13 protein-coding genes and 1 pseudogene are annotated in these 12,595 nt (G+C 31.6%); 6 read left to right on the top strand and 8 right to left on the bottom strand.

All coding sequences use genetic code 11. The features are described from left to right. The first annotated feature begins 14 nt into the window (after window positions 1-14). Together Q0075_RS00890 and Q0075_RS00885 are read left to right on the top strand one after the other, a co-directional pair. Window positions 15-2,687 (top strand): putative LPS assembly protein LptD, encoded by a 2,673-nt coding sequence (locus Q0075_RS00890; RefSeq protein WP_297867870.1) that lies wholly within the window; start codon window positions 15-17, stop codon window positions 2,685-2,687. A gap of 17 nt (window positions 2,688-2,704) precedes the next feature. Beyond that, the gene (locus tag Q0075_RS00885) at window positions 2,705-3,085 is read left to right on the top strand and encodes a RidA family protein (protein WP_297867869.1); all 381 of its coding nucleotides are present in this window, start codon (window positions 2,705-2,707) and stop codon (window positions 3,083-3,085) included. Window positions 3,086-3,094: 9 nt separating this feature from the next. On the opposite strand, the gene ung is transcribed toward Q0075_RS00885, so the two are convergent. Next, on the bottom strand, window positions 3,095-3,760 hold the full coding sequence (gene ung, locus Q0075_RS00880) for a uracil-DNA glycosylase (protein WP_297867868.1): 666 nt from the start codon (window positions 3,758-3,760) through the stop codon (window positions 3,095-3,097). 83 nt (window positions 3,761-3,843) lie between these two features. Here ung and Q0075_RS00875 point away from each other — a divergent pair, with 83 nt between their 5' ends. The 3 genes from Q0075_RS00875 to Q0075_RS00865 all read left to right on the top strand — a co-directional run bounded on the left by Q0075_RS00875 (window position 3,844) and on the right by Q0075_RS00865 (window position 6,709). Next, window positions 3,844-6,012 carry a DNA mismatch repair protein MutS gene (locus Q0075_RS00875; RefSeq protein WP_297867867.1) on the top strand — a complete coding sequence of 723 codons (2,169 nt, stop codon included), beginning with the start codon at window positions 3,844-3,846 and terminating at the stop codon, window positions 6,010-6,012. A 57-nt stretch (window positions 6,013-6,069) separates the two neighbouring features. Beyond that, window positions 6,070-6,492: a thiol-disulfide oxidoreductase DCC family protein gene (locus Q0075_RS00870; RefSeq protein ID WP_297867866.1), complete on the top strand. Its 423-nt coding sequence runs from the start codon at window positions 6,070-6,072 to the stop codon at window positions 6,490-6,492. Window positions 6,493-6,565: 73 nt separating this feature from the next. Then, window positions 6,566-6,709, top strand: coding sequence for a hypothetical protein (locus tag Q0075_RS00865; protein WP_297867865.1), 144 nt, complete (start codon window positions 6,566-6,568; stop codon window positions 6,707-6,709). Window positions 6,710-6,723: 14 nt separating this feature from the next. Here Q0075_RS00865 and aroC read toward each other — a convergent pair whose 3' ends face one another. Beyond that, window positions 6,724-7,785 carry a chorismate synthase gene (gene aroC / locus Q0075_RS00860; protein ID WP_297867864.1) on the bottom strand — a complete coding sequence of 354 codons (1,062 nt, stop codon included), beginning with the start codon at window positions 7,783-7,785 and terminating at the stop codon, window positions 6,724-6,726. Between the two features lie 218 nt (window positions 7,786-8,003). On the opposite strand from aroC, the gene Q0075_RS00855 reads away from it, so the two are divergent. Beyond that, complete coding sequence (locus Q0075_RS00855) at window positions 8,004-8,501, top strand: hypothetical protein (protein ID WP_297867863.1); 498 nt, start codon at window positions 8,004-8,006, stop codon at window positions 8,499-8,501. 64 nt (window positions 8,502-8,565) lie between these two features. On the opposite strand, the gene sucD is transcribed toward Q0075_RS00855, so the two are convergent. The 6 genes and pseudogenes from sucD to Q0075_RS00825 form a co-directional block, all read right to left on the bottom strand. Then, window positions 8,566-9,438: a succinate--CoA ligase subunit alpha gene (gene sucD, locus Q0075_RS00850; protein WP_073584625.1), complete on the bottom strand. Its 873-nt coding sequence runs from the start codon at window positions 9,436-9,438 to the stop codon at window positions 8,566-8,568. An 84-nt stretch (window positions 9,439-9,522) separates the two neighbouring features. After that, entirely contained in the window at window positions 9,523-9,885 is a 363-nt protein-coding gene (locus tag Q0075_RS00845) for a nuclear transport factor 2 family protein (protein WP_291109437.1), read from the bottom strand. Further along, window positions 9,875-10,816 (bottom strand): UDP-3-O-(3-hydroxymyristoyl)glucosamine N-acyltransferase, encoded by a 942-nt coding sequence (locus Q0075_RS00840; RefSeq protein WP_297867862.1) that lies wholly within the window; start codon window positions 10,814-10,816, stop codon window positions 9,875-9,877. Before Q0075_RS00840 ends, Q0075_RS00845 begins: the two co-directional genes overlap by 11 nt. A gap of 99 nt (window positions 10,817-10,915) precedes the next feature. Continuing rightward, on the bottom strand, window positions 10,916-11,482 hold the full coding sequence (gene efp, locus Q0075_RS00835) for an elongation factor P (RefSeq protein ID WP_026725820.1): 567 nt from the start codon (window positions 11,480-11,482) through the stop codon (window positions 10,916-10,918). 39 nt (window positions 11,483-11,521) lie between these two features. Continuing rightward, complete coding sequence (lpxA, locus tag Q0075_RS00830; protein WP_231841674.1) at window positions 11,522-12,307, bottom strand: acyl-ACP--UDP-N-acetylglucosamine O-acyltransferase; 786 nt, start codon at window positions 12,305-12,307, stop codon at window positions 11,522-11,524. 88 nt (window positions 12,308-12,395) lie between these two features. Further along, window positions 12,396-12,595, bottom strand: a pseudogene (locus tag Q0075_RS00825) (UDP-3-O-[3-hydroxymyristoyl] N-acetylglucosamine deacetylase); the annotation flags it as partial.

Raw genomic sequence — 12,595 nt, 5'->3', positions numbered from 1 at the left:
TGACACTTCAAAAAGTGAGCCAAATTTTTACAAAAATACTATTAAAAGCATTGCACAACAAGTTAATTCATATCGTTTTTTCAGTAATTTTTCTAACATTAGGAACAACTTTTGTTTTTTCGCAAAAAAATCCTACGACAAATACAGTTACTTTAACTAAATCTGAGTTTGAAAAAGTTAAAGATTCAACTAAAATCGACACCATAAAAAAGAAAAAGCCCTTCTTAGATGGTGTGGTTAATATGAAAGCAAAGGTATATGAAAAACTAGATCAAAAGAAAAAAACGGTAACACTTCATGATGAAGCTGAAATATACTACACTGATTTTGAATTGAAAGCCGGTAGAATTGTTTTGGATTATGAGAAAAATTTAGTCTATGCAGGTAGATTAAAAGACTCCGCTGGAAATTATTATCAAAGACCCGTATTTAAACAAGGACAAAGCATAATTGAACCTGACTCTATAATATTTCATACCAAATCTAAAAGAGCCAAGGTATGGAATTCAAGAACGAAACAAGATGAACTTTATATTAAAGCTGAAATTTCTAAGAAAGAAAATGATTCTGTCTATTTTATGAAGAATGCACGTATGACAACTTCAAAAAACATAGATGAACCAGAATATTACTTCCTTGTTAGAAAAGTTAAATTTGTTCCTAAGAAAAAAGTTGTTGCAGGTTTAACAAATATGGTTATTATGGATGTTCCTACTCCTATTGGTCTTCCTTTTGCTTATTTCCCTATGTCAGAAAAAAATACATCTGGTTTTATAATGCCAACACCAGGTCAAAATAATAGACAGGGCTATTTTCTTCAGAATGGGGGTTATTATTTTGCCTTAAGTGATCATTATGATTTAGCTGTCTTAGGAGATTACTACACTAATGGAAGTTACGGTTTGAGATTAGAAAGCAATTATGTAAAGCGCTATAATTTCAATGGTAGATTAAACTTTAGATTTGAAAATAATATTGTTAGTGAAAAAGGGTTTCCAGATTATCTAAAATCAAAACAATATAATATTCAATGGTCGCACGCACAAGATGCAAAAGCATCTCCTAATTCAAGATTCTCTGCTTCTGTAAATTTGGGAAGTAGTCAATATTTTAGACAATCTGTAAACATGAATAATGTTGGGTCAAGGTTGAATAATAATTTAAGTTCATCGGTTTCATTTTCAAAAACATTTAATTCTGTTCCACAGGTTAACATGTCTATTTCTGCAACGCATTCACAAAATACGAATACAGAAGTGATAAACATGACACTACCCACATTTCAAGCTAGTGTTGATCGTGTATTCCCCTTTGCTTCAAAAGACGGAATTAAAAAAGGAATTATTAAAAATATTAATTTTCAATATAATTTAAGGGGAGAAAATAGAATTCAAACAAATGACTCTTTGTTTTTCACTTCTCAAATGTTTAAAGATGCTAAATCAGGTTTTCAACATACAATTCCTGTAAGTACTAATTTCAAAATTTTTAAGTATTTCAGTGTTACCGCAAGTACAACATATAACGAAACATGGGTAATGAATACTATTAGAAAAAAGTATAACTCTCTTGAAAATAAAGTAGAAACAACTAATGTCAATGGTTTTGAAAGTTTTAGAACATATAATTTTAATGCCGGAATAGGAACAACAATTTATGGTACATTTAATTTTGGTGAAGATAAAAAAATACAAGCCATCCGACATGTAATGCGTCCCAATATAGGGTATGGTTATACACCAAATTTTAATCAATATTTTGAAAAATATGCATTAGATGCAACGGGTGTAAACTTTGGTGATTATACAAAATTTGAAGGCGGTATTTTTGGTGCTCCTGCAAATAATTTTTCTAATAGTATGAATTTTTCTTTAAGCAATACTTTTGAAGCAAAAGTAAGAGATGATAAAAGTACTAAAGAAGAAACTAAAAAAGTAATGCTTTTAAACAATTTAAATTTAGGAGTTCGTTATGACATTGCTGCTGATTCATTAAAATGGTCTGAAATTTCATTATCTGGTGGTACACAATTATTTAAACAAAAAATGAATCTTAATTTTGCAGCAATTTTAGATGCTTTTGCTATTGATAACTCTGGAAGACGAATTGATAAATTGAATATCGATAATGGAGGAAGCTTATTGAGAATTCCTCGTGCAAATATGACAATAAACTATAATTTTTCAAGTAGTGATTTTGGACCTAAAAGTAAAGAGAGTCAACAAAATATTCAAAATGGTGGAACGGGTGATGATTTATTTGGAAAATCAGTTGATTTAAGTGATTCTAGACAAAGTCTATTCGACAAAGATAAAGATAAAAGCCAAGAGAAATTAGAATGGTTTAGTTACAAAATTCCATGGGATTTACGATTTGCATATTCTGTAACATACAACAACACAAACAGACAAAATGAAATCCAATCGCATTCTTTAATGGCTTCTGGTAACATTGAATTAGCACCAAGATGGAAAGTAGGATTTTCTTCAGGATATGATTTTAAACAAAAAGGAGTAACATTTACTCAATTACGATTTGAGCGAGATTTAGAAAGTTGGAGAATGAGTTTCAATTGGGTTCCTTTTGGAACAAATACATATTGGGGATTTTTTATTGGTATTTCTTCCTCTATATTTAGTGATATTAAATATGAAAAACGTCAATTACCAGACAGAGTATTTAGATAAAAAATAATCTAATTAATATGAAAAAAATTATATATACAGATAAAGCACCAGCACCAATTGGACCTTATAATCAAGCTGTATTGGTTGAAAATACCTTATATACTTCTGGACAAATTGCTTTAAATCCAGCAACAATGGAATTGGTTTTAGACGATATCGAAACCGAAACCAAACAAGTAATGGAAAACATGAAAGCTGTTTTAGCTGCTGCTGGTATGACTTTTGAAAATGTGATTAAAACCAGTATTTTCATTATAAATATGGACGATTTCTCCAGAATCAATTCTGTTTATGGAAGCTATTTTAGTGAAGATACCGCTCCTGCAAGAGAAACCGTTCAAGTAGCTTGTTTACCTAAAAATGTCAATATAGAAATTTCGATGATAGCTGTTAAATAAGTAATTATTTTACCATTCTATCTCAATCTTAGCATTTACTTTTAAATATTCATTCGTCAATTTAAAATGATTGTTTCCAAACCACATGCCTCTATTGGCACTTAAAGGTGATGGATGTCCGCTTTCTAAAACCAAATGTTTTTCTCTGTCAATGAGCTTTCCTTTTTTCTGAGCAAAACTCCCCCATAACAAAAACACCACGTTTTCCGATTGTTCGTTTATTAAATCAATCACGGCATCCGTAAAAAGATTCCACTTTAAATGTTTGTGACTGTTAGCTTCGTCTTTTCTTACTGTTAAACCCGCATTTAACAACAAAACGCCTTGCTTGGCCCAACGCTCTAAATTTCCTGATGTTGGGAAAAGAATTCTATCGTATTCCCTATTAATTTCTGTAAAAATATTTTTCAACGAAGGTGGAATTGCCACACCATCATTTACCGAAAAACACAAACCATTCGCCTCACCTGTTCCATGATACGGATCTTGTCCAATAATCACTACTCTTGTATCTTGAAAATCAAATTGCTCAAATGCAGAAAAAATCAATTCTTTTGGAGGAAAACAAGTTGTAGTAGCATATTCATGCTCCATTTGTTGCATTAATTCTAAGAAATAAGGCTTCTGAAATTCAGTCGATAATAGCGCTTCCCAACTCTCGTTTTTAATAAACATTTTATAATTTTTACCAAAAATATAAATTTCTGTTGCAATATGGATTCATTACTTTGTAACTTTGACCTACCAGAAAAAGAAAAATGATTTCGATTACAGAAAAAACATTACAAGATTTAGAATTTAATACGGTTTTAGAAACTATTGCTACTCGTTGCAACACTGATATTGGTGAAGAAAAAGCGATGGCTATAACGCCATTTAAAAATAAAAAAGAATTGCTAATTAACTTAAAGCAAACTTCTGAATATTTATCTTCGTTTTCAAACAATAACGCCATTCCAAATCACGGATTTGAAAACATCAACTATGAGTTAAAATTTCTAGCTATCGAAGATAGTTTCTTAGAAGTAGGTAGTTTCAAAAAGATTGCTAATCTATCAGAAACTGCGATTACGTTGATTCAATTTTTAAAGAAGTTCGAAGATTATTATCCAAATTTATACCAAAAAGCGTCTCAAATTGATATTGTAAAATTGATTATCCAACGTATCGACGAAGTAGTTGATAAATTCGGAATCATAAAAGACAACGCTTCTCCTGATTTAGTGGACATTAGAAGAAATATAAATCTAGTTCGAGGTAAAATTAACCAAAGCTTTGGTATGGCATTGAGTCAGTATAATTCGCTTGGTTATTTAGATGATATCAAAGAAACGGTAGTTGAAAATCGCAGAGTTTTAGCGGTTTTAGCGATGTATCGAAGAAAAGTAAAAGGCTCCATTTTAGGAAGTTCTAAAACAGGAAGTATTGCTTACATCGAACCCGAAGCAGCCCAACGCTATTCTCGAGAACTCAACAATTTAGAATACGAAGAGCGTGAAGAAATCATGAGAATTTTAAAACGCTTAACGAATGAAATTCGTCCATTTACCGAAACGATTGCGGCTTATCAAGACTTTTTAAGTGATGTTGATGTAATTGCTGCTAAAGCAAAATATGCCAATAAAATCAACGGAATTCTACCGAATATAATCGAAGAAAAGCGCATGTTTTTCCGAGAAGCCTACCACCCTATTTTGTATTTAAACAACAAGGAAAAGAAAGCCGTTACCTATCCGCAAACCATCGAATTACATAACGAAAGTCGCATTATTGTAATTTCAGGTCCTAATGCTGGTGGAAAAACTATTTCTTTGAAAACCGTAGGATTACTACAATTGATGTTACAAAGTGGGATATTAATTCCAGTTCACGAACGGAGCGAAACGTTTTTATTCGACAGAATTTTAACAGATATTGGAGACAATCAATCCATTGAAAATCATCTAAGTACCTATAGCTACCGTTTGAAGAACATGAACTATTTCTTAAAGAAATGTAACGCTAAAACCTTATTCTTAATTGATGAATTTGGAACGGGTTCTGACCCTGAATTGGGAGGTGCTTTAGCGGAAACCTTTTTAGAAGAATTCTATGCTCGCGAGGCTTTCGGAATAATTACAACACATTACAGCAATTTAAAAATATTAGCTAACGAATTACCTTTTGCTACCAATGCCAACATGATGTTTGATGAGAAATCATTAGAACCAATGTATAAATTGATATTAGGTCAGGCAGGAAGTTCGTTTACATTTGAAGTTGCACAAAAAAATGGTATTCCTTACGGATTAATTAATCGCGCCAAAAAGAAAATTGAAGGTGGAAAAGTACGTTTTGACAAAACCATTGCAACCCTTCAAAAAGAGCGTTCCAAATTAGAGAAAACCTCTTTAACATTAAAAGAAGAAGAAGCAAAAGCGCGTGAGGAAAGCAAAAAAATGGAAACCATCAATGCGAAAATTCAAGACAAATTAGAGCGCTATCAAGAATTATATGATGCAAATCAGCGTTTAATTTACATTGGACAAAAAATTGATGATATTTCCGAGAGTTACTTCAATAACAAAGACAAAAAAGCGTTAATTGGTGAGTTTTTGAAAATGGTGGAAATTGAAAATTCGAAACGTAGAAAACTTTCAGCTAAAGAAAAGAAAGTTAAAGAAGTCATTCAGAAAAAAGTAGAAGAAGAAGTAAAAGTTAAGGTAGAAGAAATTCGCACCGTAAAAAAAGAAAAGAAAATCAAAGCTAAAATTGAAGAAGAAAATAAACCAAAAGTAATTCTAAAAGTCGGAGACCGAGTACGAATGAAAGATGGTAAAGCAATTGGTACAATTGACGCTATTGAAAAATCGAAAGCTACTGTAAACTATGGCATTTTTACTTCAAAAGTAAGTTTAGAACAATTGGAATACGTACAACCTGTTTAATATTTTTTCCAATTTTTTATTTGAAATTGACATTGAATTTGAACTTGACATTGATATATGAATATAGAAGACTTACCTAAAGATAAAAAAATCATATTATTTGATGGCGTATGTAATTTATGCGATTCGTCTGTTCAATATGTAATCAAGCATGATAAAAAAGATATTTTCCGATTTGTAGCATTGCAATCAGAATTAGGACAAAAAATATTAAACCATATAGGAATTAATCCAATTAACACAGATAGTATTGTATTGTATGAGCCTGGAATCTCATATTATTACAAGTCTACAGCCGCTTTAGAAATAGCAAAAGGATTGAGTGGAATCTTTACTTTAGCTTCTATTTTTACTTTGTTACCTTCAGAAATTCGAGATTTTATTTACGATTATGTAGCAAGAAATCGCTACAAATGGTATGGTAAAAAAGAAGTCTGTATGATTCCTACACCTGAATTAAAAGCCAAGTTTTTAGAATAGATTTACATGATAATTATCAGGTAATAAATAAATGGTTAAGTTTACTTTTGTATAAATTCTAACCTTTATAATTATGGCAAATTTATTATTACCACTTTATTCTCACAGCAATGGAGCTTTTATAATGATCATTGTTTTTTTATTAGTAATCTTAGGTTTAGTTGGAGCTGTTATGTTAATGATGAATAGTGATAAAAAGAAAAAAAACGACCAGTAGTTTGGTCGTTTTTTTTATAAATATACTTTGTTTTGTAAATAGTAATCTGCAATAACTAAAGCGGCCATAGCTTCTACAATAGGAACTGCTCTTGGAACGACACATGGATCATGGCGCCCTTTTCCTTTTTGTTCAATAATTTCACCTTCATTAGTTAATACTTCTTGGACTTGTAATAAAGTTGCCACAGGTTTAAAGGCAACTCTAAAATAAATATCCATTCCGTTTGAAATACCACCTTGTATTCCTCCTGATAAATTACTTTTTGTAGTTCCATCTGGATTAAAAGAATCATTGTGTTCACTACCTTTCATTTTAGCGCCACAAAAACCACTTCCAAATTCAAATCCTTTTACTGCATTAATTGATAACATAGCTTTTCCTAATTCGGCATGCAATTTATCAAAAACAGGTTCTCCTAAGCCAATTGGAACATTTTGTATTACACAAGTAATAGTTCCTCCAACTGTATCACCTTGTTTTTTTATAGTTTTAATGTAACTTTCCATTTTTTCAGCAGTGATTTCATCTGGACAACGAACCACATTAGTTTCAATTTTTGTGAAATCTAAATCTTGGTAAGGTTTGTCAATAAAAATTTCACCAACAGAAGAAACAAATGCATTAATTTTGATTTCTGGAATTATTTGCTTTGCAATAGCACCACCTACTACTCTACTAACTGTTTCTCTAGCAGAACTTCGTCCTCCACCACGATAATCGCGAATCCCGTATTTTTGTTTGTAAACATAATCCGCGTGGCTTGGTCGATATGAGTCTTTAATATGTGAATAATCATCTGACTTTTGATTGGTGTTTGAAATTAGAAATCCTATTGGAGTGCCAGTAGTTTTTCCTTCAAAAATCCCAGATAATATTTGGACATCATCCTCTTCTTTTCGTTGGGTAACAATTGCAGATTGACCTGGTTTTCTTCTTTGCATCTCTTGTTTAATAAACTCAAGATTTAAAGTAATTCCTGCAGGACATCCATCCAAAATTCCCCCTAATGCTTCTCCGTGAGATTCTCCAAAAGTGGTTAGTTGTAATAATTTTCCAAAAGTATTTCCTGCCATTTGTATTGATAAATTATTTATTCGAATAACAAATGTAATGATATTTTAATTTTCTTTATCATGCTTGATAGTGATAGAACAATAAAAAATAAAATATTGTAATTTTGGTAGACATAATATCTTTATTGAATTATATTATTAGTGTATTTGTGCCTGTAAAACAAAAACGGCATGAAATTTGTAAAAATTTAGCTATATTTGTAAAAATTTTTATTATTATGAAAAAAGTTATTTTATCTGCTTTTATGCTACTAGGATTAGCATTTAGCACCCAAGCGCAGGATATTTCAAAAAATGCGTTAGGATTACGTTTAGGTGATAATGATGGATTTGGAGGCGAAATTTCTTATCAAAGAGGTATTGGTTCTAATAATCGTTTAGAATTTGATTTAGGATGGAGAAACAGTAAAGATGTTGATGCTTTTAAATTAGTGGGACTTTATCAATGGGTATGGAATATTGATGGAGGTTTTAATTGGTATGCTGGTGCGGGTGCAGGTATAGGTAGTTGGAATTACAATAACTCTGGAGTAAAAGATAATGGTAGTTTTATATTAGCTGCAGGTGACATAGGCATCGAATATAATTTTAGTGAAGCTCCTATTCAACTTTCGTTAGATTTCAGACCTGAAATTTACTTTGGTGGAGATTATTCTGATTTTAGAGATGGTTTTGGACCCGATATTGCATTAGGAATTAGATATAAATTTGATTAATATTATTTTAAAAAAAATACCTGACTAAATTTAGTCAGGTATTTTTTTTAAAATAATTAATATCTTATCCTAAAACTTCTTTTACTTTTTTACCAATTTCAGCTGGAGAATCTACAACATGAATTCCGTTTTCTCTCATGATACGTTTTTTAGCTTCTGCTGTATCATCAGCACCACCTACGATTGCACCTGCGTGACCCATTGTTCTTCCTTTTGGAGCCGTTTCTCCAGCGATGAATCCAACAACTGGTTTACGGTTACCATCAGCTTTAATCCAACGAGCAGCATCAGCTTCTAATTGACCTCCGATTTCACCAATCATGATGATAATTTCAGTTTCTGGGTCATTCATTAATAATTCAACCGCTTCTTTAGTAGTTGTTCCAATAATTGGGTCACCACCAATTCCGATAGCTGTAGTAATTCCTAAACCTTGTTTTACAACTTGGTCAGCAGCTTCATATGTTAAAGTACCTGATTTAGATACGATACCAACTGTTCCTTTTTTGAAAACGAAACCAGGCATAATACCTACTTTAGCTTCTTCTGGAGTAATTACACCAGGACAGTTAGGACCAACTAAACGGCAATCTTTTCCTTTAATATAATCATACGCTTTAATCATATCTGCAACTGGAATACCTTCAGTAATACAAATGATTACTTTGATACCAGCCTCAGCAGCTTCCATAATTGCATCCGCAGCAAATGCAGGCGGAACGAAGATAATTGAAGTATCTGCTCCTGCTTTTTCAACAGCATCTTTAACTGTGTTGAAAACAGGACGGTCTAAATGCATAGTTCCTCCTTTTCCTGGAGTTACACCACCTACAACATTTGTTCCGTATTCAATCATTTGTGAAGCGTGGAAAGTTCCTTCGCTACCTGTAAATCCTTGAACAATTATTTTTGAATTTTTATTTACTAAAACGCTCATGATATATGAATTAAATTTTTTTTAAATTTGTGATGCAAAAGTAAGTTTTTTACCAATTAATCACGAAATTTTAATAGTATTTTTTTAGTTAGGTTTGCTAATTTGGTATCCTTTTACAATTTTATTGCCGTCAAATTCCCAAATAACAACAAATTTTGCAATAAGAATAAACTCTTTTGGATTTTCTATAGTAGTAACTTTATGATTGTATTTCACTACAAATTGATTGTTTTCCTCGATAATATGTGAAATTTCCATATAAGAATCAACATAATTTTGTTTCAGCTCATTTGCTAGATTAACAATATCCTGTTTATTCATCTTAACATTACCTTGAGAACTATCCCAATCTAAAACAAAATCATCTTGTAAAAGTTCATTTAAAAAAACTTCATTTCGAATACCGTCTTCTTTATACAAAAATTCGATTTTTTCTTTATTTGTCATTTTGTTTTAATTTTTCAATAATTTCTGGAATACGTTTTACGTTGGCCAATTGTTTTAATTTCTCACGAGATTCTTCAATTGGAGTTCCAAAATATGTTTTTCCTCCTTCAATTGATTTGGTAACTCCGGTTTGTCCCATAACAACAGCTTTTGAACCAATAGTAACTCCGCTTGTAGTTCCAACTTGTCCCCAAAGGGTAACTTCATCTTCGATAACCACACAACCTGCAATTCCAGTTTGTGAAGCAATCAAACATTTTTTACCAATTACAGTATCGTGACCTACATGCACTTGATTGTCTATTTTAGTTCCAGCTCCAATAGTAGTATCGCCTGTAACTCCTTTATCAATCGTACATAAAGCTCCTATTCCCACATTATCTTCAATAACTACTCGCCCACCTGATAACAATTGGTCAAAACCTTCTGGACGTTTTTTATAATAGAAAGCATCAGCTCCTAAAATGGTTCCGGCATGAATCATTACGTTATCACCAATTACGGTGTTATCGTAAATCGTAACATTGGCATGAATCAAACAATTTTTACCAATTTGAACATTGTGTCCAATGAAACAATTGGGTTGAATAACCGTTCCTTCTCCTATTTTAGCAGAATCAGAAATAGCACTATTTGATGCTTGAAAAGGTCTGAAATGTTTCGTAAGTTTATTAAAATCTCTAAAAGGATCATCAGAAATCAACAACGCTTTTCCTTCTGGACATGCCACTTCTTTATTAATTAAAATAATAGTTGCAGCCGATTGAAGTGCTTTGTCATAATATTTAGGATGATCTACAAATACAATATCTCCTGGCTCCACCACATGAATTTCATTCATACCGTGAACAGGAAAATCAGCATCACCCACAAAATTACAATTGATAATTTGGGCAATATCTTTTAGAGGATAAACTTTTGGAAATTTCATTTAATATTGATTAATGGATAGCAATTAGTGATAAGTAAAATAAAAAGAGTAATTAGTTCTTTGGTTAATTACTAATTACTCTTCACTTTTTACTTTTAATTATTCTTTTACTCTTTCCATGTAGTTTCCAGTTGCTGTATCAATTTTGATTTTATCACCTTCATTGATAAACAACGGAACGTTTACTGTAGCTCCTGTTTCAACAGTTGCAGGTTTTGTAGCATTAGTAGCTGTATTTCCTTTAACTCCTGGCTCAGCATAAGTCACTTCTAAAACGATAGAAGCTGGCATATCTACTGATAAAGGCGCTTCTGTTTCAGCGTTGATTTGAATCATTACATTAGTTCCTTCTTTTAATAAATCTGGAGCATCTAATACTTTTTTGTCTAATGTAATTTGCTCAAATGATTCGTTATTCATGAAGTGAAATTGATCCCCTTCAGCATATAAATATTGAAATGTATGTGTTTCAACACGTACTTCATCAATTTTGTGTCCAGCAGAAAATGTGTTATCTAATACTTTTCCGTTTGTTAACGATTTTAATTTTGTTCTTACGAAAGCTGGTCCTTTACCTGGTTTAACGTGAAGAAACTCGATGATTTTATAAATATCGTTATTGTATTTGATACATAATCCGTTTCTAATATCTGATGTACTTGCCATTTTGTTTGTATTTGATGTTTATTAACTAATTTTTAAATCTTAAATTGAACTTGTATAACCTTTCATGATTCCTCGAGAAGAATTTTTGATGAAATCTAGAATTTCATCGCGTTCTGGAGTTGCCTCCATTTCAGCTTCAATAATACTTACTGCTTGAGAAGTATTGTAGTTTTTTTGATATAAAATTCTATATATATCCTGAATCTCTCTAATTTTTTCAGTTGTAAAACCTCTTCTTCTTAAACCAACAGAATTGATTCCTACATATGAAAGTGGTTCTTTTGCAGCTTTTGTGTAAGGAGGAACATCTTTACGAACCAAAGAACCGCCAGAAATCATAGCATGGTCTCCAATAGAAATAAATTGGTGTACTGCTGCTAAACCTCCTATGATAGCAAAATTACCAACCGTAACGTGTCCAGCTAAAGCAACACCATTTACGATAATTGCATTATCACCAATATGACAATCATGTGCAATGTGAGCAGTTGCCATAATCAAACAATTTTTACCAATTACCGTTTGACCTGAGGCTACTGTTCCTCTATTAATTGTTACACATTCTCTTACAGTTGTATTATCGCCAATAACAGCTAATGAGTCTTCACCACCAAATTTTAAATCTTGTGGAACCGCTGAGATTACAGCTCCTGGAAAAATATTGCAATTTTTACCAATACGTGCCCCTTCCATTATGGTTACATTTGAACCAATCCAAGTTCCTTCTCCTATTTCAACATTGTTATGAATAGTAGTAAAAGGATCAATTACTACGTTTCTTGCTATTTTGGCACCTGGGTGCACATAAGCTAATGGTTGATTCATATATCTTTTAGTTATTAGTAATTAGTGATTAGTGATTAGTCTTTTATGTAATTTTAACTAATTCTAAATTCTAATTGCTTTGTTTTTACTATTTCACTTTAACTATTTGCGCCATTAATTCGGCTTCTGTAACTAATTTACCATTTGCATAGGCATACGCTTGCATATGACAAATACCTCTTCTGATTGGTGATAACAAATCACATTTAAAGAATAAGGTATCGCCTGGTAGTACTTTATTTTTAAACTTAACATTATCGATTTTCATAAAATAAGTCAAGTAATTTT

Source organism: uncultured Flavobacterium sp., assembly GCF_937967675.1.
In the GTDB taxonomy this organism is placed as follows: domain Bacteria; phylum Bacteroidota; class Bacteroidia; order Flavobacteriales; family Flavobacteriaceae; genus Flavobacterium.
This window is presented reverse-complemented; position numbering and strand designations above follow the sequence as displayed.